The following is a 21,599-nucleotide window of genomic DNA, read 5'->3' as shown; positions in this document are numbered from 1 at the left end:
ATGCGTGTCATCACAACGCTCGCCTTGGGTGCCGGAATTTTCGCCCTGTCATCAGGTGTCGGCCATGCTGCCAAGCCGCGAGCCGGGTCTTCAGACATGACGACTGAAGTGATCGTTGAAACCGCCTCAGGGCCGGTTCGCGGCGTTCAGGCGGCAAACGGCGTCTCGGCCTTTCTTGGCATTCCCTATGCCGCACCTCCGGTAGGAGAAAACCGCTGGCGCGAGCCACAGCCGGTGGCGACATGGAGCTCGGTGCGCGATGCCACCAAGTATGGGGCGGATTGCCTTCAGGCACCATTCCCGCCCGATGCAGCGCCGATCCGCACCACGCCATCGGAAGACTGCCTCTTCGTCAACGTCTGGAAACCCTCATCGGCCAAGCCGGGGGCCAAATTGCCAGTGATGGTGTGGGTCCACGGTGGAGGGTTCGTCAACGGTGGCTCGTCCCCTGCGGTCTATTCGGGCGAAAACTTTGCGCGCGATGGCGTCGTGCTGATCAGCCTGAACTATCGCCTGGGTCGCTTTGGCTTCTTTGCCCATCCGGCCTTGGCGGCAGAGGGGTACGGCGGCAACTTCGGCTATCTCGACCAGATCGCGGCGCTCCGCTGGGTAAAGGCCAATGCCGAGAGATTTGGCGGTGACCCGGCGAACGTCACTGTCTTTGGGGAAAGCGCAGGCGGCATGTCGATGCACATGCTGTTGCAGGCTCCAGAGGCGCGTGGGCTGTTCCAGAAGGTGATCATCGAAAGTGGTGCCGGGCGCGAACGCTCCTTGCCGACGCCAACCATAGCCGGTGCAGCAAAGGCCGGGGAAACTTTCGCAGCCGGTCTCGACGCAGCAGGGCTGCGCGCCTTGCCGGCGGAGAAGGTGACCGGCGATCTTTCCATGATGACGATGGCGCAGCCGTCCTATTCCGGACCGATGGTCGATGCCCGTACGATTTTCGGCAGCCCGGTCGAGGCAATCGCCGCCGGACTTTATGCCAAGGTTCCGATCATGGTCGGCGCAAACTCTGCCGACGGACTTCCGTTTGGGACCGACAAGGCCAAGATCTTTGCCAGCTATGGCGAACGGGAAGCAGAAGCGCGAAAGCTTTATGATCCGACTGGCGATGGTGCACCTTTGCAGGTTGCGGTCATGACCAGCGCCGATCGCACGTTCATCGAACCGGCACGTGCCGTGGCAAGGGCCCTGGCAAAGCGGGGACAGGCGGCTTTTCTCTATCGCTTCGACTATGCCCATCCGGATTTCCGCAAGGCAATGGGGGGCGCGCCGCACGCCAGCGAACTGCCCTATGTCTTCGACACCGTTGCAGCCCGGACGCAGTGGAAGATGGTCCCTGGCGAGCAAGCGGTCGCAACCACCACGCACAAGCTGTGGATCGATTTCGCAACGCACGGAACGCCGGGACCAGCGTGGCCGGCCGCCACCTCTGACGACACCCGGGTCATGCTTATTGCCGAAGGTGGCGCGAAGCATGTCGAGGACCCCTACCGCGCCCGGCTCGATTTCGTGGAAAGCACTGCCGAAGCAAAGTGAACTTTGCGCTGACGTATTGGCGGGCTTGAGTCAGGCTGGCCCGGTTCCCGCGGGGAACCGGGCCGGACTATCGGCAAAGTGCAAAAGACCCCACCAGTAATTCTACCAAGGGCGTTGACATTCGCGTTCGAGTGTTCATGTCTTTCTCATGCTCTCGCAAAAGACGCGATATACGATCCGGGCGCTTCAGCATCTCTCCGACCTGTTCGGACAAGGCCCCGTGCGTCTGGATGCGATTGCCGAGGCGCAGAACATCCCGCGCAAGTTCCTCACTGTCATCCTTTCCGAAATGGCGAGGGAAGGGATTGTCATCTCGCACCGGGGGCGGGACGGCGGATACGAACTGGCGCTTCCGCCTGTCGATATTCGCTATGGTGACATCATCCGGTTGACACGCGGAAGCCTTGCCCTGGTGCCTTGCGCAGCGCGCAATGCCCATGAAACCTGCAACAATTGCCTGCCCGAGGCGGAGTGCCGCTTGCGCGGATTGATGCTGCAATTGCGTGACGAAACGGCCGCCATTCTCGATCGCATGACCCTGGCCGATCCGATTGCGGTCGAGCCTCCTTTCACCGAGGCGTAAAACACCGCAACTTCACTTGGCGTTCAGGAACCGGCTGGCTATAGGGTCGGCATGACCGTCCTCGATATGCGCCGCCCGCTGCGCTTCGCCGTCCTCGCCGCCGCTACCGTCGCCATGGGCGTGACTGCCGGTTGTGCGGGCGGAGGAAACAAGAAGAAGGACGTGGCCTACGTCGCGCGCGACGTCGATACGCTCTACACGGCGGCCAAGGACCGGCTTGATCGCGGCGATTCGAAGCAGGCCGCCGCACTGTTCGACGAGGTCGAGCGTCAGCATCCCTATTCGCCCTGGGCCCGCCGCGCTCAGCTGATGAGCGCATTCAGCTATTATGTCGCCCGCGACTATTCGAAGTCGGTCCAGTCAGCCCAGCGCTTCCTGTCGATCCACCCCGGCAACAAGGATGCGCCATACGCCTATTACCTCGTCGCGCTCTGCTATTACGAGCAGATCTCTGACGTCACGCGCGACCAGAAGATCACGCAGCAGGCGCTGACCGCGATGAACGAGCTGGTTCGCCGCTATCCCAATACCGATTATGCTGCCGACGCACGGCTCAAGATCGACCTGATCAACGATCACCTTGCCGGCAAGGAAATGGAGATCGGCCGCATGTACCAGCGTAGCGGCAAGTGGCTGGCCGGTACGCTCCGCTTCCGCACCGTGGTTGAAAAGTATCAGAGCACCAGCCACACGCCCGAGGCGCTATACCGCCTGGTCGAGAGCTATCTCTCGCTTGGCTTGCCGCAGGAGGCACAGAAGGCTGCGTCAGTGCTGGGTACCAATTACCCGGGCAGCAAATGGTACGAGCGCTCCTACGATCTGATGAACAAGTACGCGCCGGGCACAACTGCCGCCTGAACGCGCTTCAGAACCCGTAGACTAGCGTCAGCCGACTCGTCGTATCCGTGCCGAGTCGGCCGAGTTCAGGTGCAGTTTCGTGCTGCACCATGTACGAAAGCCGGGCCTTCAGCTTGCCGATCAGTCGTGAATCGAGAGCCGCAAGGGTATAGAACGTGCTGCCCTGCGCATCGAAATAGGCGCTGGCATCCTGACTGTATTCCAGGCTCGGCGTCAGCTTGATCTTGGCCTCCAACGATGCCAGCCCTGCCACGACGGATTCGCGATCGCCATCCACCGGGTTCGTCACGCGCCATGCTGGTCCGGCCTTGACGCTCAGCTTGGCATCATCGGCTTTCAGCAGACTGTAGCCCAACCCGCCCGAGATGCTGTAGCGCGAGGCAAAGCCCTGAAAGCGGTCCTGCTCGAACTGCCCGAGACCATAGAGATAGCCTCGGCTGTCGAACTTGTAGTTCGGCTCTGCAGAGAAGCGATATTGTTCGCGGGTGACCACGTCAGCCGTTTCCTGGTAATCTGCACGGGCAGTCGTGGCGATGCGCCAGTTTGCACCTTCCGCCAGCAGCTTGAAGCCGCCCACCAGACCAATTCCCGGGGCATTGCCGGTGTTGGCAAATGCTCCTGCTTCCCCTTCGCCGGTAACTTTCGGTTCTTTCGCGGGTGTGCCTGCGGCTTCTGGCCTTTTGGGTTCGCTAGCGTTCCTCGCTTGTGCCGGAACCAGGGCGAAGCCGGACGATTTGCGTGTGGCGACCCTCTTGTCGATCGCTTCTGCGGCATTTGGGAACGCAAGCTTGGCAGAACGAATAACAGCTTCGGCATCGGCGCGATTGCCTGATGCCAGTGTTGCGTCAATCAGATCTGCCACACCGGCCGGCAACTCCCGCGAGGCTGCGGCTTCGTTCGTTTCCGATGCGATTACAACAGGTTGGGGCGGGGCATCTGCAAGCATTGGGGCGGGTCTCCGTGGCCGCGCCCATAGCATGGCACTCCGGATAGATGCCACCGCCTTTTGTCTGATTACATGACTTCAGGCGAACTCGCGTGCAGTGGGCTCGCGTATGGCGTCGCCCACGGCCTCGAGGAACTGATCGGTCGCTCGATCCCAGTTGTATCGCGCGCCTTGGACGGCCGCGCCGATCCGGTCGCAGCGCAAGGCCTTCTGGATCGCCAGGCCAAGGTCTTCGTCCAGAGCGCCGATTTGCATGGGCAGGTCACCGGACGGGCCGCGCCCCTCACGCCCGATGATGTCGAGTGGACCCGGCACGGGATAGGCTGCAACCGGAACTCCGCAGGCAAGAGCTTCGATCATGACAAGACCGAATGTGTCGGTCCTGCTCGGAAAGACGAAGACATCGGCCGAAACATAGGCTCGCGCCAATTGCTCGCCATGGCACGCGCCCAGGAAGATCGCTGCGGGATACTGGGTCTGCAGTCTTGCCAGGGCGGGGCCGTCTCCCACGACCACTTTCGTGCCGGGCACATTTGCATCGAGGAAGGCGATCAGGTTCTTCTCGATCGCCACGCGACCGACATTGAGCATGATCGGGCGTGGCAGATCTGCCAGTTCAGGCAATGGATCATGATCAGGATGGAACAGGTCCCGATCGATGCCGCGCGTCCAGAGCCGCGTCTGCGTCACGCCGTGGCTCGCCAGTTCACCGGCCAGCGTTGGCGTCGACACCAATACCGCTCGGCTCGCACCATGAAAGCGGCGCATGACTGGCCAGAAGCGCTCGGTTTTCAAGCCGGTACGGACAGCCGCATACTCGGGAAAACGGGTATGAAAAGCGCTGGTGAACGGCACGTCATTGGCCTTGCACCAGCTCCTTGCGCTCCATCCGATCGGGCCTTCCGTGGCAATGTGCACAACGTCGGGAGCGAAGTCTGCCAGGGTGCGCCGCGTGCCGAATCGGGGCAGCATGGCGAGGCGTATCTCGCTGTAGCCAGGCAGCGGCATCGTCAGGAACTGGCTCGGCGTGACCAGTTCGATTTCGTGACTTCGCCTGATCAGGCGGTCGACAGTTGCCGCAAGGGTCCGGACGACACCGTTCACCTGCGGATGCCAGGCATCCGTGCAGATCGCGATCCTCATGCCGGTTGCTCCTCCAGCTGCGGAATGGGCTTGAGCGCTGCCTTGACTGCAGCCGCGCGCCGCGTGTCCTCGGCCCAGTCGATGATCGACATGCTGCCGTCGAACTCTTCGGCAAGCGCCGTGCAACTCTCCACCCAGTCACCATCGTTGTAATAGGTCATGTCGCCGATCTGGCGGATCTCGGCGCAGTGGATATGGCCGCAAACCACACCATCCACGCCTATGTCGCGTGCGGCATGGGCAACCGCCTCCTCGAAGTCGCAGACGAACTGGACTGCGTTCTTGACCTTCTTCTTCAGGTAGGCCGACAGGGACCAGTAAGGCATCTTGAGGTGCCGACGCGCGATGTTGAACAGCACGTTGGCGCGCAGCAGCAGCGAATAGGCCTTGTCGCCCAGAAACGCCAGCCAGCGCGCATAGAGCACCACGCCATCGAACCCGTCACCATGGGTCACCAGCAGGCGGCGTCCATCGGCGGTTTCATGAATGGTCTCGAGCGCCAGTTCCACCCCGCCAAAGCTCATGCCGGCATAGGGGCGCAGCATCTCGTCGTGATTGCCGGCTATCAGGATCACGCGCGTGCCTCGGTGCGCCATCTTGAGGATGCGCCGGATCACTTCGTTGTGCGCATCGGGCCAGTACCAGCCCTTGCTCAACCGCCAGCCGTCGACAATGTCACCGACAAGGTACAGCGTCTCGCATTCGATGGCTGCGAGGAAATCGAGGAGCATTGTTGCGTTGCAGCCGCGCGTGCCGAGGTGGACATCGGAAATCCACACGGTGCGCAGGCGGCGCTTGGGTCGAAAGCCGCGCGGTTCGGGCAGGTCGAGCCACGCTGGAGCAGACGAAATCAGATCTGCGGCGGATTTGAACGGCCTCGAGCCCTCGAGTTTCGCATGCGATGCCATGAGCGAACCTTTCTCCATCTGGAGCCGCCAATGGCGGATTCGCATTGCGGGCGTGTGGCATGCTGTCACTCGAATGAAACAAGTGGAGAACGAAAGGCTTCTCCGTGCGTGGACGAGCGCGCCACAACCGGCTAGAGAATCGCGCGATGCTCACCAGCCTGTCGATCCGCAATGTCGTGCTCATCGAGGCGCTCGATCTCAGCTTTGCCAGCGGGCTTGGCGTGCTGACGGGCGAAACCGGCGCCGGCAAGTCGATCCTGCTCGATGCGCTGGGTCTAGTTCTGGGCGATCGGGCGGACAGCGGGCTCGTCCGGGCCGGCGAAGATCAGGCCAGCGTCACCGCCACGTTCGAGTTTGACCGGATGCCCGTAGCCATTCGCTCGGCTCTGAATGACGCAGAAGTCGACATTGAACCGGGTGAGCCGTTGATCATCAAGCGCCGCGTCCGTGCCGATGGTGGGTCGAAGGCGTTCGTCAACGATCAGCCCGTCGGCGTTGCTCTGCTTCGCGAACTGGCCCGCAGCCTTGTCGAACTTCACGGCCAACACGATGATCGCGGCCTCGTAAACGCGCGCGGCCATCGTGCCCTGCTTGACCGTTATGCCGGGGCCGATGTCGCAGGCGTGGACAGCGCATGGATCAAGTGGCGCAAGGCAGAGGATGCGCTTCAGTCGGCCCGTGCCGCAGTCTCGCGCGCTGCCGAAGAACAGGACCTTCTGCTCGCCCACTTGGCCGAACTCAATGCCCTCGCTCCGATCATCGGCGAGGAGGACGAACTCGCCGGTCAGCGCGCCGATATGCAGAAGGGTGAGCGGCTTTCTGGCGACCTCGTCGAACTGCAGCGCCTGTGGGAGGGCTCCGACTCCGCCCTCGCCACGCTGCGCAGCGCCGCCCGCCGGCTTGACCGCATCGCCACCGAGCACCCGCTGCTGGCCGAAGCGCTCGAGGCGCTTGACCGGGCGGTCATCGAGGCAAGCGAGGCCGAGGACAAGCTGGCACGCGCCGCCGAGGTCCTGGCCCACGATCCCGCTCTGCTCGACCGCATCGAGACGCGGCTGTTCGACCTGCGCGCGGCTGCCCGCAAGCACGGCTGCACCGTCGATGAACTCCCCCACAAGATGACCGAGATGCGCGCTGCGCTTGACGCCATCGAAGGGGGAGAGGCCCAGATCGCAGGTCTCGAACGGACCGCGCGCGATGCGGCGCTGGACTATCAGGCGAAGGCCGAGACGCTCTCGGTCCAGCGCGCCGAAGCTGCCCGCAGGCTCGACAAGGCAGTGGCGGCTGAACTGGCCCCGCTTAAGCTTGATGCTGCCAAGTTCCACACAGCGGTCCTACGACTGCCCGATGATCGCTGGGGCGCTGGCGGAATCGATGCTGTCGAGTTCCTGATCTCGACCAACCCCGGCGCGGATTTCGCCCCACTCGGCAAGATCGCCTCGGGCGGCGAACTTTCGCGTTTCATCCTCGCGCTTAAGGTCGCGCTTGCTGAAGAGGGCGGCGCTGCAACGATCATCTTCGACGAGATTGACCGTGGCGTCGGCGGTGCGGTGGCGAGCGCGATCGGCGACCGGCTGGCGCGCCTCGCCAGTGGCGGGCAGTTACTTGCCGTCACGCACAGCCCGCAGGTCGCCGCGCGCGGCGACCGCCACTACATGATCGCCAAAAGCTCGGATGGCACCGTCACCCGCACGTCGGTCGCTTTGCTCGATGCAGCGACGCGCAAGGAGGAAATCGCGCGCATGCTTTCGGGCGCTGAGGTTACCGCCGAAGCTCGGGCGCAAGCCGATCGCCTGCTGGAGCGGGCGTGATCGAAATTTCGCAAATGGTGCAACTCAATTTGCTCGACCGCCCAGTCTGGCACTCGCTTGGCGGGCCACAGAACGCACTCGACGTGGGGACGGGCTCGGTGCGTCGTCTTGATCCTGCTTATGGACCGTTTGCCGCAGCAGATCCCGGCAATGAGGGAGACCTGGCGCAGCATCTGCACGGGGGTGAGATCTGGCTTGTCGAGCCCGAAGCCTTGCCTGCGCCCGTGGGCCTGCAGGTCTTGCGCGAGGCGCCGCTCCTGCAGATGATCGCCGATGCTCCCATCGCCCCGATCCAAGATGCCGAGATCGTGGCACTGGGCGAAGCCGATGCAGCCGAGATGGCGGAACTGGCTCTTGCGACCGAGCCGGGACCTTGGGCACCGCAGACTTGGCGCTATGGCCAGTTTCACGGCATCCGCATCGATGGCCGCCTCGCCGCGATGGCAGGCGAACGCATGCGCCCCGCAGCTCACCTTGCCGAACTCAGCGGTGTCTGTACCTGGCCGGAATTCCGGGGCAGGGGCCTTGCCGCGCGTCTGATCCGGAAGGTCATGGCCGGCATGGCAGCGCGGGGCGAAGTGCCGTATCTGCACAGCTACGCCAGCAACGCCTCGGCGATCCGCCTTTACGAAAGCCTGGGCTTCCGCGCCCGTCGCCCGATGGTTGCCACGCTCCTTGGACCAGCATGATGATCGAGATAACCGAAGCCGAAGCCGCCAACGAACTCATGCGGCTGGCGCGGCAGATTGCAAAGCATAACCGCCTTTACCATGCGGAGGATTCGCCCGAGATTTCCGACGCCGAGTACGACGCGCTGGTGCGCCGCAATGCCGAGCTTGAAGCCGCATTCCCGCATCTGATCCGGCCCGATAGTCCCAGCGCGCAAGTCGGGCACGAAGTTGCAGCCTCGCCGCTAGGCAAGGTCACCCACGAGGTTCGCATGATGAGCCTCGACAACGCCTTCACCGATGAGGAAGTCGAGGAATTCGTCGCCCGCGTCCGCCGCTTCCTCGCGCTGCCGGAAAGCGCCGAAGTGGTGATGACTGCCGAGGACAAGATCGACGGCCTGTCCTGCTCGCTGCGCTACGAGAACGGCAGGCTGGTCCGAGCAGCGACGCGCGGTGACGGGCAGGTCGGCGAGGACGTGACCGCGAACGTGGCGCATATCACCGATATCCCGCAGGAGCTGAAGGGTGCAGGTCTTTTCGACGTGCCCGCAGTCTTCGAGATTCGCGGCGAGGTCTACATGGCCAAGGCCGACTTCCTCGCGCTCAATGCCCGGCAGGCCGAAGCAGGCGACAAGGTCTTCGCCAACCCGCGCAATGCCGCTGCGGGTTCGCTGCGCCAGAAGGACGCCAGTGTCACCGCCGCCAGGCCATTGCGCTTTCTCGCCCACGGTTGGGGCGCGGCAAGCGAGGTGCCCGCGCCCACGCAATTCGAGATGATGCGCAAGATTGCGCAGTGGGGTGTGCCGGTTTCGCCACTGCTGGTGCGCTGCTCGTCCGCTGCCGAGATGGTCGCGCATTACCGCACGATCGGCCAACAGCGCGCCGATCTGCCCTATGACATCGACGGCGTCGTCTACAAGGTTGACCGGCTCGACTGGCAGGAGCGTCTTGGCTTCGTCGCCAAGGCCCCCCGCTGGGGCATCGCCCACAAGTTCCCCGCCGAAAAGGCCGAGACGACTCTTGAGGCTATCGACATCCAAGTCGGCCGCACGGGCAAGCTGACGCCGGTGGGCCGTCTCAAGCCGGTACTTGTCGGCGGCGTCACCGTCACCAACGTCACCCTGCACAACCGCGATGAGATCGGGAGGCTGGGGCTTCGCGTCGGCGATCGCATCGTGCTTCAACGTGCGGGCGACGTGATTCCGCAGGTGGTCGAGAACCTCACGCGCGACGAGCCGCGCGAATCATACTACTTCCCGGACCATTGCCCCGAGTGCCAGTCCGAAGCGGTGGCGGAGGAGGGGGAGGTCGACGTTCGCTGCACCGGTGGCCTCATCTGCCCCGCCCAGCGAGTCGAACGCCTCAAGCACTTCGTCAGCCGCGCCGCGCTCGACATCGAAGGGTTGGGGGAAAAGACGATCATCGAGTTCTTTCAGCTCGGCTGGCTTGAAAGCCCGGCCGACATTTTCCGCCTGAGAAAGCGCCGCAGCGACATCGTCGGGCGCGAAGGCTGGAAGGACAAGTCTGTGGACAACCTGTTGGCAGCCATCGAGGCCAAGCGCGAGCCCGACGCTGCGCGCCTGATCTTCGGCTTGGGGATTCGCCACGTCGGTGCTGTCACGGCACGCGATCTGATGAAGCGCTTCGTTACGCTTCCCAACTTGCGCGACGCCGCCATTGCTGCGCGGGAAGGCGGCGATGCGACTGCAGACCTCCTCTCCATCGAGGGCGTCGGCCCAGTGGTAGTCGAAGCGTTGGGCGACTTCTTCCACGAACCGCATAACATCGCGGTGTGGGAGGACCTGCTCTCGGAAGTCACCCCGCCACCCTACGTGGTCGAGACAAAGGACAGCGCGGTGGCCGGCAAGACCATCGTCTTTACCGGCAAGCTCGAAACGATGAGCCGTGACGAGGCCAAGGCCCAGGCTGAAGCCCTGGGCGCGCGCGCGGCCGGTTCCGTCTCTGCCAAGACTGATCTCGTAGTGGCGGGACCCGGCGCAGGTTCCAAACTGAAGCAAGCAGCCGCGCTTGGCATCGACGTGATAGATGAAGCGGCTTGGGCCGAGATCGTCCGAAGCGCTGGTTGATGCTCCAGGACTTGGCCGCCATCGCCGCTGAGGCAGGAACCCTGCTCAAGGCGCACAACCAGACCATTGCCGTCGTCGATGGCTCGACCGGAGGCCTCATCTCTGCGAGCTTGCTCGCCATGCCCGGCGCATCGGCGTTTTACCTTGGCGGCGGGGTGATCTACACGCTCAAGGGGCGGCGCATGGTGCTCGGCCACCCGCCAGGCTCGCTACGCGGTTACACTTCGGCGCAGGAGGACTATGCTCTGGCGCAAGCGCGGCTGATGCGCGAACGCTACAGTTCCGATTGGGCCATCGCCGAAACCGGCGCTTCCGGCGGTAGCTCACATCCCTTGGGCGTCGCTTCCGGCACCAGCGCGATTGGCGTCGTCGGGCCGGACGGGATCGAGGCGTCGGTGCGGGTTATGACCGACAGTGACGACCGTCTTGCCAACATGCAGGCTTTCACCCGCGCCGCGCTGATCCTGTTGCGTGATACCTTGGCCGCTCACTCCGGCACGTAGTTCGGCTTTCGCTTCTCCAGAAACGCCTGCATTCCCTCGCGGAAATTGGGGCTGGTCGCCGTCATCAACTGATTGCGGTTCTCGATCGCCATTGCCGCCTCCAGGCTTGGCGCGTCGATGGCAAGGTTGAGGCCCTCCTTGGTCATCCGCAGACCCATAGGCGAGGCGGCAAGCAGGTCATCGACATACGTCTGGCCGACCGCTTCAAGTTGCTCGTCGGGTACGACTTCCGACACGAGCCCGGTCGCCAGGGCGCGAGGGGCGTGGATGAAACGCCCCGTCAGCATCAGTTCGCTCGCTACCGAAGTGCCGACCAGACGTGGCAGGAAATAGCTGCAGCCCATGTCGCAGGCCGAGAGTCCGAGCTTGATGTAGGCGGCGTTCATCCTTGCGCTTGTCCCCGCAATGCGAATGTCCGAGGCCAGCACGAACGAGAAGCCACCGCCACAGGCCGCACCATGGACTAGGCTGACAATCGGCTGTGGGCAGCGCCGCATCTTTATATAGACGTCGGCCAGATAGCCCTGAAAGCTGAACCCGCCCGCAAACGGGATATCCTCGCGGTTCTCGGCGCGTTCCTTGATATCCAGCCCTGCGCAGAAGGCCTTGCCCGCGCCGCGCATCACAACCACGCGGGTATCACGGTCGTGGAACAGCTTGCCAAAGTAGTCGGATAGCTCGCGCACCATCTGCAGCGAGATAGCGTTGAGCACTTCCGGCCGGTTGAGAGTCAGCCACTCTGCGGCATCCCGCTTTTCGATCGTGAAGGTCTCGTATTCCATCGTGCGTCTCCTGGCTTAATCGAATGATTAAGTGTGTCGGCACGATGCACAAGCCCCTTACCAGCGCTTCGACCACTCCGGCAGAGTGCCAACCCGGCTTGCGCGCACACCGCCTGCCGCGCGCCGTCGCAACCACAGGATTGACCAGTCGCCGCGCACCATCCGCGCCGCCAGCCTCAGGCCCGCCTTGCGATAGGCTGCCCGGACAGTGGCTTCCTGCGTTTCAAGCAGTCCTGCCAGCAGCACGCTACCACCCGGCACAACGGCGCGGGCGAATTCCGGTGCCAGTTCGACCAGCGGCCCGGCAAGGATGTTGGCGATCAGCAGGTCATAGGGCCCGGCCGCCTGGAGCAGGGGATGGTCCATTCCGGCGGCGATGACCATGGCCATGCGTCCTACGCCATCGCCCAGCGGAATGCCGTTGTTGGCCGCGTTCTCTGCCACGACCGGGCCGCAAACGGCATCGATGTCACTGACGATGGCCCGGGCGGTCGGCCACAGATGCAGCCCGGCGAAGCCGAGCAGACCGGTGCCGGTGCCGATGTCAGCCAGGTTGCGCACGGTCACGCCTTGCCGCTTCATGTGGCTCAGCATGGCGAGGCAGCCTGCGGTAGTTGCATGCTGGCCGGTGCCGAAGGCCTGGCTTGCAGGGATAACGAAGTCTCGAACGCCACGCTCGAGGAGCGGCGGATATTCGGGCGTGTGAACATGAAAGACGCCCTCCCGGATCGGCTCGACGCCTTGCTGGCTCAGCGTCACCCAGTCGGTATCGGGCAGCTTCTCGATCTGCAGCGTGGGCGGTGCCCCTTCGAACAGATCGGCGATGGCGTTCTGGTCGGCCTTGGTCGGCTTGCGGTCAAGCCAGGCTTCGAGCTGCCAGTCCTCGGGCTTGTCCTCGGCGATCTCGCTGCCTGCGATGACGATGTCGTGGTCCCAGTCCCAGGCATCCTCATGCGCGATCAGGGCGGCCTGAACCACATCGCGCGGGGCAAAGACGGTGACTTTCCAGCTCATTTCTCAAGCGCCTTTTCCAGACGATCCCGTGCCCCCGCCGCCAGCGCCTTGCAGGCATCGGGATCCGCTAGCGGTTCGGATCCACTCATCCGCTCAAACATGGCGCTGGCCGAAGGATGCGGCGTCAGCAGGATGCCGCATTCCAACGCTTCGACTTGCGCGAAGGTCTTGCGGAACATCGCCACACGTTCGGGATGATCGGCAAAACGATAGGTACCGAGCGGGAGTGCGGTGAGGCTGTCGACGTAGGTGATCGTGCGGCAGTCAGTTCCCTCGCACGATTTCCAGTACCAACTGGTCGAACCCTCGGTATGGCCGGGAGTCTGGAAAGCCGTGATCTTGAGCGGCCCGACGCTGAACACGTCCCCGGTCTTCAAAGCGAAGTCTACTCTTGCAGGGCGACTGCCATGAATTTCCTGCACTTGCGGGTCAGCGGGGCTGACTTTGCCGCTGCGTATTACCTTTGCCGCTTCTGCCGTGGCGACGAAGCGCGCACCGGTTGCCTTCTCCAACGCGGCGAGACCGCCAACGTGGTCGAAATGCTCATGGCTTGAGACGATCAGGCCGATGTCCTTCGGGTTGAATCCCAGCTTGCGGATAGTGGCAAGGATTTGCGGCACTGCCTCTTCCACCGCTGCATCGACCAGGATGTGCCCCTGCGGGCCGGTGATCAGCAGGACCGAGACGTTGCAGGTGCCGACATACCAGACATTGCCGAAGATCCGGGCAGGCGGGGCGGGATCGGAGAAGTTCTCCTTGCCCTCGCACTGGCGAATGATTGCACGGGCTGCGGCAGCATCGGCCGGGGCGGGCGTCACCGCAGTCGCTGCGGCCAGGACGGCGAGTGTCATGCTCATGAGGGTCGTCTAGGGACCGAGCTGAACAAGCGCAACCGGCTGTCCTTTTTTACATCCCGCATACGCTTGCGCAGGCGGTCTTTTCGACTAATAGGACTCGCAATCCGTCGCGGGGGCTGTCCTTTCCGCGATCCTTGTACCTAGTCGAGGGGGTATGTTCATGGCGCAGGCGCGCAAGGCACGGCCGATTTCTCCGCATCTCCAGATCTGGCGCTGGGGCCCGGCCATGCTGGTTTCGATCCTGCACCGCATCACCGGCAACGGCCTTGCGTTTGCAGGTCTGGGGCTTCTGCTGTGGTGGATCGGTGCGCTGGCAAGCGGGGCAGGGGCCTATCAGACGTTCCTGGACTACGTGTGGCTCGGCACTGGCGGTGGCCTGCAGACGGTTACCGCGATCCTCGGCAAGATCGTGCTTGTCGGCCTGACCTGGGCCTTCTTCCAGCACGCCGCTTCGGGCATCCGCCACCTGATCCTCGATATCGGCGCGGGATACGAACTGGAAACCAATGCCCGCTGGTCGAGCCTGACAATCGTCATCTCGGTCCTCCTCACCATCGCATTCTGGGCTTTCGTGCTGCTGCGCTGAGCGCCGGCACGAACCGTCAAGCAAGGAAGGCTTACTCCAATGGGTAACGGCACCTCCATCGGTCGCGTGCGCGGGCTGGGCTCCAGCCACGAAGGCACCCATCACTGGCTCACGCAGCGCCTCACGGCGGTGGGCAACCTCGTCCTGATCACGTTCCTGATCGTCAGTCTCGCGCTGCTGCCGGACTACAGCTATGCCACCGTGCGCGGTTGGGTCGCGCGGCCGCTGCCGTCGATCGCGCTCATCCTGATCATGATCAACACCTTCACCCATGCCCGTATGGGCGTGCAGGTCATGCTCGAAGATTATGTCCATGAAGAAGGCGGCAAGGTTGTCGCCTGGCTTCTGGTCAATGCAGTGCCCTTCGCGGCCGCTGCCTTCGGCATCCTTTCGGTTCTGCGCATTGCGCTCGGGGGCGCATAAGACATGACTTCGACTCAGCCTGCCTACAAGATCATCGACCACACCTACGACACCGTCGTCGTCGGTGCCGGCGGTTCGGGCTTGCGCGCCACCATGGGTTCTGCCCAGGCCGGCCTGCGCACCGCCTGCATCACCAAGGTCTTCCCGACGCGCTCGCACACCGTGGCAGCGCAGGGCGGTATCGCCGCCTCGCTCGGCAACAATTCGCCCGATCACTGGACCTGGCACATGTACGACACCGTCAAGGGGTCGGACTGGCTGGGTGACCAGGACGCCATCGAATACATGGTGCGCGAAGCTCCGGCTGCGGTCTATGAACTCGAGCACGCCGGCGTGCCGTTCAGCCGCAATCCCGAAGGCACGATCTACCAGCGTCCGTTCGGCGGCCACATGCAGAACATGGGCGAAGGCCCGCCGGTGCAGCGCACCTGCGCCGCGGCTGACCGTACCGGCCACGCCATGCTTCACGCGCTGTACCAGCAGTCGCTGAAGTACGACGCGGACTTCTTCATCGAATACTTCGCGATCGACCTGATCATGGAGAACGGTGAATGCCGCGGCGTGATCGCGCTGTGCATGGACGACGGTTCGATCCACCGCTTCCGCAGCCACGCCGTCGTGCTGGCCACCGGCGGCTATGGCCGTTCGTACTTCACGGCCACGTCCGCCCACACCTGCACCGGTGACGGCGGCGGCATGGTCCTGCGCGCAGGCCTTCCGCTGCAGGACATGGAATTCGTCCAGTTCCACCCGACCGGTATCTATGGCGCCGGTGTGCTCATCACCGAAGGTGCACGTGGTGAGGGCGGCTACCTCACCAACTCCGAGGGCGAGCGCTTCATGGAGCGCTATGCTCCCTCGGCCAAGGACCTCGCCTCGCGTGACGTCGTGTCGCGTTCGATGGCCATGGAAATCCGCGAAGGGCGCGGCGTCGGCCCGCACAAGGACCACATCTATCTGCACCTCGATCACATCGATGCAGGCGTCCTGGCTGAACGTCTGCCCGGCATCACCGAAAGCGGCAAGATCTTCGCGGGCGTTGACCTGACCCGCCAGCCGCTGCCGGTGGTCCCGACCGTGCACTACAACATGGGCGGCATCCCCTGTAACTACCACGGCGAAGTCGTCACCATCGGTGCCGACGGCAACCCCGAGACGGTCGTCCCCGGCCTGTTCGCAGTGGGTGAAGCCGCCTGCGTTTCGGTCCACGGCGCCAATCGCCTCGGCTCGAACTCGCTGATCGACCTTGTCGTGTTCGGTCGTGCCACTGGCCTGCGCCTCAAGGAACTGATCAAGCCGGGCACCTCGCACAACTCGCTGCCCAAGGACAGCGCCGACCTTGCGCTGACCCGCCTCGATCACTTCCGCCACGCCAAGGGCGGCTCGCCCACGGCCGAGGTTCGCGTCGAAATGCAGCGCACGATGTCGGCCCACGCCGCAGTGTTCCGCACCGACGAACTGATGGCCGAAGGCAAGGTGAAGCTCGCCAACACCTACAAGCGCATGGAGGACATCCACGTGTCCGACCGTTCGCTGATCTGGAACTCGGATCTCGTCGAGACGCTCGAACTCGACAACCTGATTAGCCAGGCCTCGGTCACCATGCATTCGGCCTACAACCGCAAGGAAAGCCGCGGCGCCCACGCGCACGAGGATTTCCCCGAGCGCAACGATGCCGAATGGATGAAGCACACCGCAGCCTGGTTCAACGGCTGGGGCGGCAAGGGCGGCGAAGTCCGTCTCGACTATCGCCCGGTCCACGAATACACGCTGACCGACGACGTCGAGTACATCAAGCCGAAGAAGCGCGTGTACTGATCCGACGCCAAACCGTCGACACTGGTCCATGCGGACCGGCGGTTCGTCGAACCTGAGATGATCTGGTGCCGGGGTAGGAATACTCCGGCATCACTCATTTTCGGCCCGGTGATACGGGCAGCCCGGGGAGGCAGTTCGATGAAGAGCGGTTGGAAGCATTCGAAGCTGACGCTGATGGCAGGGGTTGCACTGGTCATCAGCGCAGCGGGGGCCATGGCACAAGGCATTACGGACATGCCGCCGCCACCTGCTCCGCCCGCGCCGCCCTCACCTCCGGCTGCTCCGCCACCTCCCGCACCGCCTGCGCCAGGCATGGAGCAGCAAACCGTCATCATCGAAAAGCATGGCAGCGAGGATGGGCAAGAGCACGTCCGCACCGTCACCCGCGATGGCAAGACCTTCGTGTTCAAGAGCGACAAGCCATTGTCTGACGCGGACGTCGAGGCGAAGATCGCCCGTGCCGAGGCTGGCATTCCGCCGGTCCCGCCCATGCCGCCGGCTCCGCCGCTGGCCGGCAAGGGCGAGCGCCGCATGCAGCGCGTGATCGTGATCAACGGCGAGAACGAAGGCGTGACCGACATCGTTTCCGAGGACGGTCCGCACTGCCGGGGCAAGAATGCCTACGCCAACGTCGATGCCTCCGAGGAGAACGACGGCAAGGTCACTCGCGTGCGAATCCGCACATGCGGCAGCGAGGCAGACATCGAGAAGCATGCCATGGCCGAAGCGCTCGCCGGCATTCGTCAGGCGCGCGAGGAAATCGCCCGCGACAAATCGCTGTCAGACAGCATCCGCAAGCAGGTCCTCAAGGAACTCGACGCTGAAATGGCCAAGCTCAAGGCGAAGGGATAAGCGGTATCTGGCCGAGAAGGTCTTTCAGTCAGCCTTCTGGACGACCGGCTTGCTTTCGAAGCGGATCGGATCGGCGTTGCCCGGCTTCGATTTTGCGGACTTCTTGTCGTCGTCCTTCTTGCTGTCGTCTTTCTTTTCGCGTTCCGCCTTGGCCTCTGCTGCTTCGCGTGCGGACCACAGGGCTGAAACATCCTTTGGCGTTGCCGCGCTCGCCGGGTATTTGCAGCCGCGCTGTTCGCCGACGCCCTTAAGATAGGCGCGGCGCACCGACCCTGCGTAGATCGCCTCGTTCCACTTGCGCTGCTGGGCATTTGCGCCACTGATTTCGCGGATTACGCCGCCGAACGGAATCAGCGAGCCGACGAGTGACTTGGCAATATTGCCCATCTTGAGCGTCGAATTGCCATCGTCCCGTGCCACGTCGATGTCGTCACCAAGAACAGCGTCAAGCTTGGTGATCTCTGCGGCGATGGCCGGACACTTGCGCATGCCGGCAAGATCATAAGGCTTCTGCCGCGCAGCGACGAGAATTTCCGGCACTTCGTCCTTCTTGATGTTCAAGTCCGACAAAGGCTTCGTAACCACATCACTCGCCGTCACCTTTTCCTCCGAAACCGCAGTCTGTGCGGCGAGAGGGAAGGCAACGGCAAGCGTGCAAGGCAGTATCGTTGCGAACCGAAGGGGCTTGGTAAACTTCATTGTCTGCTCCCCGTTTAACGGATGAAGTCTTCAGGCCCTTCGCGGTTCCGTGAATTAATGTTAACAAACACTCATCACAGCGCGGCGAACGTGTCGCACTGGTCCTCGTCCGCTGTCTCGATTCCCTTGCGCAGCCACTGCATCCGCTGCGCGGCGCTGCCGTGTGTGAACGCATCCTCCACCGGACGGCGGCCTGCCGCCTTCATCAAAGTATCGTCGCCGATCTGGTGTGCTGCACGCATGCCTTCCTCGATGTCGCCCGCTTCGATGCGATCCCGATTGCGGCCTGCCCAGACGCCGGCATAACAGTCGGCCTGAAGTTCGAGAGCGACCGAGTAGCGGTTGGCCTGGCTCGGACTGCTCTGCTGCAACTGCCGCACCTTGGCTGACGTGCCGAGCAGGCTCTGGATATGGTGGCCGTATTCGTGCGCCATCACATAGACACGGGCAAAGTCGCCGCCGGCACCCATTTGACGGTCCATTTCCGTGTAGAAATCGGTGTCGATATAGATGCCGCTGTCGCTCGGGCAGTAGAACGGCCCCATCGCGCTCTGTGCCGCGCCGCAGCCCGACCGGCCGTTCTGCGAATAGAACACCAGCGTCGGGGCTTCGAACGGGATATTGGCTTGGCGGAACAGCGGCGCCCACGTCTTGTTGAGCGAGGACAGCGCGTTGCAGCTTTCCTTGCTGAATTCGTTGACCGTGCAGCTTTCGGCAAGCGATGCGCCACCCTGCTGTTCAACTGGTGCCGAAACCTGCCCTTGCTGCATCGAGCCCAGCATCTGCATCGGGTCGACGCCGAACACCACTGCCGCAATCAATGCGATCACGATCGAGCCGCAACCCACCTTGCCGCCGCCGCCGAACGGGAAGCCGCCGCCGCCGCGCTGGTCCTGGACATTGATGGAACTGTCGAAATCGTCGAGCCGCATGGGCAATCCCCTTTTTTGCGTTTGCGACTGGACAAGCGGCGAGCCGCCCGCGATGCCAGCGCGATCAATCCATCCAGAAACCCCGGAGTAATCGAATGTTCCTGAAGGGCAAGTGCGCGCTCATCACCGGCTCCACCTCGGGCATCGGCCTCGCCTATGCGCGGGCGCTGGCCGCAGAAGGAGCGGACATTGTTCTCAATGGCTTCGGTGATGCCGAACAGATCAAGGCGCTGTGCGAAGAACTTGCCTCTGTCAGCGGCGGCCGGGCGATCTTTGCCGCAGGGGACCTGACGAAGCGCGAAGGCACCGAAGCGATGGTGGCGACGGCGTTGGCGGAGTTTGGCGCGGTCGACATCCTGATCAACAACGCGGGAATGCAGCACGTCGCCCCGGTCGAGGAATTCCCGGTCGACAAGTGGGACACGATCATCGCGCTCAACCTCACGGCCGCGTTCGACGCCTGCCGCCTGTGCATTCCGGGCATGAAGGCCAAGGGATGGGGTCGCATCCTGTTCACGGCCTCGGCCCATTCGCTCACGGCTTCGCCTTACAAGGCCGCCTATGTAGCGGCCAAGCATGGCATTGCCGGGCTGACCAAGACACTTGCTCTGGAGCTGGCAACCGACGGCGTGACTGCGAACTGCATCAGCCCCGGCTACGTCTGGACGCCGCTGGTCGAGAACCAGATTCCCGATACGATGAAGGCAAGGGGCCTGACGCGCGATCAGGTCATCAACGATGTCCTGCTGGAGCGGCAACCCACCAAGCAATTCGTCCAGCCGGAAGATTGCGCGGCGCTCGCATTGTTCCTGTGCCGTCATGAAGCGCGCAACATTACCGGGGCGAATTACAACGTCGACGGTGGCTGGGTGGCGCAATAAAGGGCAACCACCAACCTCCTATGTAAAGTTCTGTTCATCATCCACGCCCCAATTGGGAACTTGCGCCTCGCTCCCGCTTTTGAGAGCAAGGGTCTGCGACGAGGCGTTTGGGGTCGGCGATGAAGCGTTACGGGGGCTGGACAGTAGCGATAAGGGGGGGCTTGGTCCTCAGCGCGCTGCTCCTCGTCTCCGCGCGGCCGGCACCGAAGAAGCCTGGCCCGGTGGAGATCGCGCTCAAGGCCCACGTCGAGACCCTGGCGAGCGACGCCTTCGATGGACGCGAACCGGGCACCGAGGGTGAAACCAAGACCCTGCGCTATCTCGCGCGTCAGTGGTTCGACATCGGGCTGTCTGCCGGGACCAATATGCCTGGCAATGGCTGGTTCGCCCCAGTGGAACTTGTCGAGCGCGAGCCGGTGCTGTCACGTGCCAGCTTCATGCGCGGTCGCAAGCGGGTGAACCTGCCGATCGACAGCGTGTTCGTGGTAACGTCTGGCCTGCGCAGCCTTGTGCAGGATGCGCCACTGGTGTTCGTCGGGCAGGCCACGTCACCCGTCACGTCGCGCGCGGAACTTGCCGGCCGGGTTGCCGTGATGCTCGACAGCCTGCCCGACGGCCTTGCGCGAGATCGGGCAGGTGATCGCGCGGGGCGGTTGCTGGATGCCGGCGCGCTGGCGGTTGTCACCGTACTTGATGATGAGCGGGGCCTGGAAGATGTGATCGCCCGCCGGCGTCGCGCCGGCTATGCGGTCGCAGGCGAAAGAATCGGAAATGAGATCGAGGCATTCCTGTCGCCGGCAACGGCCGAGACGCTGCTCGCCGGAACGGCACGGCCGACCGTGGCCCGGCTTCAGGCAGATGCCCGGGCAGCAGACTTTTCGCCTTATCTTCTCGGGATTTCCGGCACTTTCGAGGCAACTAGCCGCGAAACGCGGATCAAGACCCACAACCTGATCGGCAAGCTGGAGGGGCGCAATCCTTCGGCGGGGGCCGTCCTGATGATGGCGCACTGGGACCATTTCGGCGAGTGCGGCAGCGCGCCGGCCGAGGACCTGATCTGCAACGGCGCGATCGATAATGCATCGGGCCTTGCGGTCATGACCGAAACCGCGCGCATTCTCTCGCGCGGCAAGCCTCTGGAGCGCGACGTCTATTTCCTTGCGACTACGGGGGAGGAACTTGGCCTGCTCGGCGCGATGGCCTTTGCCGAAAACCCGCCGATCCCGCTCGATCGGTTCGTCGCCGCGTTCAATGTCGACAGTACCGGGCTGGTCCCGCCGGGCGGGCCGATCGGCGTGGTCGGCAAGGGGCTGACGCCGCTCGATCCGCTGATTGCCGATGTCGTTAAGCGCATGAAGCGCAAGCTCGCGCCGGGTGATGCGCCCAACGCCTATATCCGGCGGCAGGACAGCTTCATCCTGATGCAGCACGATGTCCCGGCGGTGATGGTCAGCAACTCCTACGGCGACATGGAGCGGACCGAGCGGTTCATGGAGGATACCTATCATCGTCCCAGCGACCAGCCAGGGCCGTGGATCGACTACGCCGGGATGGCCGACGACGTGAACCTGCAGGTCGAACTGATCCGCGCCTTTGCCGATCCGAAACGCTACCCGGCGCGCGCTTCGGCCCCGTCTGCAAAGCGCCCCTGATTTCGGGAACCAAACCCTCTAGCGGAACTGCCCCTTCCTGTTTACATGGGCCGCCAC

21 protein-coding genes are annotated in these 21,599 nt (G+C 63.6%); 13 read left to right on the top strand and 8 right to left on the bottom strand.

Features of this window, described 5'->3' with window-relative positions; genetic code table 11:
• The 3 genes from AX703_RS00400 (at position 1) to AX703_RS00390 (ending at position 2,980) form a co-directional block, all read left to right on the top strand.
• Entirely contained in the window at positions 1-1,539 is a 1,539-nt protein-coding gene (locus tag AX703_RS00400; RefSeq protein WP_231735282.1) for a carboxylesterase/lipase family protein, read from the top strand.
• 148 nt (positions 1,540-1,687) lie between these two features.
• Positions 1,688-2,122, top strand: a complete 435-nt coding sequence (locus AX703_RS00395; protein ID WP_039333968.1) for an Rrf2 family transcriptional regulator — start codon at positions 1,688-1,690, stop codon at positions 2,120-2,122.
• Between the two features lie 51 nt (positions 2,123-2,173).
• Complete coding sequence (locus tag AX703_RS00390) at positions 2,174-2,980, top strand: outer membrane protein assembly factor BamD (RefSeq protein ID WP_039333970.1); 807 nt, start codon at positions 2,174-2,176, stop codon at positions 2,978-2,980.
• A 7-nt stretch (positions 2,981-2,987) separates the two neighbouring features.
• On the opposite strand, the gene AX703_RS28620 is transcribed toward AX703_RS00390, so the two are convergent.
• The 3 genes from AX703_RS28620 to AX703_RS00375 form a co-directional block, all read right to left on the bottom strand.
• Positions 2,988-3,926, bottom strand: coding sequence for a DUF481 domain-containing protein (locus AX703_RS28620; protein ID WP_062341807.1), 939 nt, complete (start codon positions 3,924-3,926; stop codon positions 2,988-2,990).
• 78 nt (positions 3,927-4,004) lie between these two features.
• The gene (locus AX703_RS00380; RefSeq protein ID WP_062341805.1) at positions 4,005-5,069 is read right to left on the bottom strand and encodes a glycosyltransferase family 1 protein; all 1,065 of its coding nucleotides are present in this window, start codon (positions 5,067-5,069) and stop codon (positions 4,005-4,007) included.
• Positions 5,066-5,977 (bottom strand): UDP-2,3-diacylglucosamine diphosphatase, encoded by a 912-nt coding sequence (locus tag AX703_RS00375; RefSeq protein WP_082734323.1) that lies wholly within the window; start codon positions 5,975-5,977, stop codon positions 5,066-5,068. Before AX703_RS00375 ends, AX703_RS00380 begins: the two co-directional genes overlap by 4 nt.
• Before the next feature lie 146 nt (positions 5,978-6,123).
• Between AX703_RS00375 and recN the strand changes: the two genes are divergently transcribed.
• From recN to AX703_RS00355, 4 genes are read left to right on the top strand one after another with little or no spacing between them, the layout of a single operon-like run.
• Positions 6,124-7,788 carry a DNA repair protein RecN gene (gene recN / locus AX703_RS00370; RefSeq protein WP_062341802.1) on the top strand — a complete coding sequence of 555 codons (1,665 nt, stop codon included), beginning with the start codon at positions 6,124-6,126 and terminating at the stop codon, positions 7,786-7,788.
• Between the two features lie 14 nt (positions 7,789-7,802).
• Positions 7,803-8,477 carry a GNAT family N-acetyltransferase gene (locus AX703_RS00365; protein ID WP_062341800.1) on the top strand — a complete coding sequence of 225 codons (675 nt, stop codon included), beginning with the start codon at positions 7,803-7,805 and terminating at the stop codon, positions 8,475-8,477.
• A complete protein-coding gene (gene ligA, locus AX703_RS00360) occupies positions 8,477-10,543 on the top strand; it encodes an NAD-dependent DNA ligase LigA (protein WP_369820976.1) in 2,067 nt (688 codons plus the stop codon). The genes AX703_RS00365 and ligA overlap by 1 nt, the downstream gene beginning before the upstream one ends.
• Complete coding sequence (locus tag AX703_RS00355) at positions 10,543-11,046, top strand: CinA family protein (protein WP_062341796.1); 504 nt, start codon at positions 10,543-10,545, stop codon at positions 11,044-11,046. Before ligA ends, AX703_RS00355 begins: the two co-directional genes overlap by 1 nt.
• Here AX703_RS00355 and AX703_RS00350 read toward each other — a convergent pair.
• From AX703_RS00350 to bla, 3 genes are read right to left on the bottom strand one after another with little or no spacing between them, the layout of a single operon-like run.
• Positions 11,031-11,828 carry an enoyl-CoA hydratase/isomerase family protein gene (locus AX703_RS00350; protein WP_062341795.1) on the bottom strand — a complete coding sequence of 266 codons (798 nt, stop codon included), beginning with the start codon at positions 11,826-11,828 and terminating at the stop codon, positions 11,031-11,033. The two genes, AX703_RS00355 and AX703_RS00350, sit on opposite strands and share 16 nt — an antisense overlap.
• A 57-nt stretch (positions 11,829-11,885) precedes the next feature.
• Positions 11,886-12,842 (bottom strand): 50S ribosomal protein L11 methyltransferase, encoded by a 957-nt coding sequence (locus tag AX703_RS00345; protein WP_062341793.1) that lies wholly within the window; start codon positions 12,840-12,842, stop codon positions 11,886-11,888.
• Positions 12,839-13,699: a subclass B3 metallo-beta-lactamase gene (gene bla / locus AX703_RS00340; protein WP_062341791.1), complete on the bottom strand. Its 861-nt coding sequence runs from the start codon at positions 13,697-13,699 to the stop codon at positions 12,839-12,841. The genes AX703_RS00345 and bla overlap by 4 nt, the downstream gene beginning before the upstream one ends.
• Positions 13,700-13,859: 160 nt before the next feature.
• On the opposite strand from bla, the gene sdhC reads away from it, so the two are divergent.
• The 4 genes from sdhC (at position 13,860) to AX703_RS00320 (ending at position 17,378) form a co-directional block, all read left to right on the top strand.
• Positions 13,860-14,285 carry a succinate dehydrogenase, cytochrome b556 subunit gene (sdhC, locus tag AX703_RS00335; protein WP_039334091.1) on the top strand — a complete coding sequence of 142 codons (426 nt, stop codon included), beginning with the start codon at positions 13,860-13,862 and terminating at the stop codon, positions 14,283-14,285.
• A 39-nt stretch (positions 14,286-14,324) separates the two neighbouring features.
• Positions 14,325-14,708 (top strand): succinate dehydrogenase, hydrophobic membrane anchor protein, encoded by a 384-nt coding sequence (gene sdhD / locus AX703_RS00330; RefSeq protein ID WP_039333991.1) that lies wholly within the window; start codon positions 14,325-14,327, stop codon positions 14,706-14,708.
• A 3-nt stretch (positions 14,709-14,711) separates the two neighbouring features.
• Complete coding sequence (sdhA, locus tag AX703_RS00325; RefSeq protein WP_039333993.1) at positions 14,712-16,526, top strand: succinate dehydrogenase flavoprotein subunit; 1,815 nt, start codon at positions 14,712-14,714, stop codon at positions 16,524-16,526.
• 138 nt (positions 16,527-16,664) lie between these two features.
• Complete coding sequence (locus AX703_RS00320) at positions 16,665-17,378, top strand: hypothetical protein (protein WP_062341790.1); 714 nt, start codon at positions 16,665-16,667, stop codon at positions 17,376-17,378.
• A 24-nt stretch (positions 17,379-17,402) separates the two neighbouring features.
• Here the strand turns inward: AX703_RS00320 and AX703_RS00315 are convergent, their stop codons facing one another.
• Together AX703_RS00315 and AX703_RS00310 are read right to left on the bottom strand one after the other, a co-directional pair.
• Positions 17,403-18,077 carry a hypothetical protein gene (locus AX703_RS00315; RefSeq protein ID WP_197423567.1) on the bottom strand — a complete coding sequence of 225 codons (675 nt, stop codon included), beginning with the start codon at positions 18,075-18,077 and terminating at the stop codon, positions 17,403-17,405.
• A gap of 74 nt (positions 18,078-18,151) precedes the next feature.
• On the bottom strand, positions 18,152-19,009 hold the full coding sequence (locus tag AX703_RS00310) for a neutral zinc metallopeptidase (protein ID WP_062341787.1): 858 nt from the start codon (positions 19,007-19,009) through the stop codon (positions 18,152-18,154).
• Positions 19,010-19,104: 95 nt separating this feature from the next.
• Here AX703_RS00310 and AX703_RS00305 point away from each other — a divergent pair, with 95 nt between their 5' ends.
• Positions 19,105-19,890, top strand: coding sequence for a 3-hydroxybutyrate dehydrogenase (locus AX703_RS00305; protein WP_039333997.1), 786 nt, complete (start codon positions 19,105-19,107; stop codon positions 19,888-19,890).
• A 119-nt stretch (positions 19,891-20,009) separates the two neighbouring features.
• Positions 20,010-21,542 (top strand): M28 family peptidase, encoded by a 1,533-nt coding sequence (locus AX703_RS00300; protein ID WP_062341785.1) that lies wholly within the window; start codon positions 20,010-20,012, stop codon positions 21,540-21,542.
• The last annotated feature ends 57 nt before the right edge of the window (positions 21,543-21,599 follow it).

The sequence above is a fragment of the Novosphingobium sp. CCH12-A3 genome, from assembly GCF_001556015.1.
Taxonomy (GTDB): Bacteria; Pseudomonadota; Alphaproteobacteria; order Sphingomonadales; family Sphingomonadaceae; genus Novosphingobium; species Novosphingobium subterraneum.
Note: the sequence above shows the minus strand (reverse complement) of the source record. Positions and strands in the feature narration are given on the sequence as shown.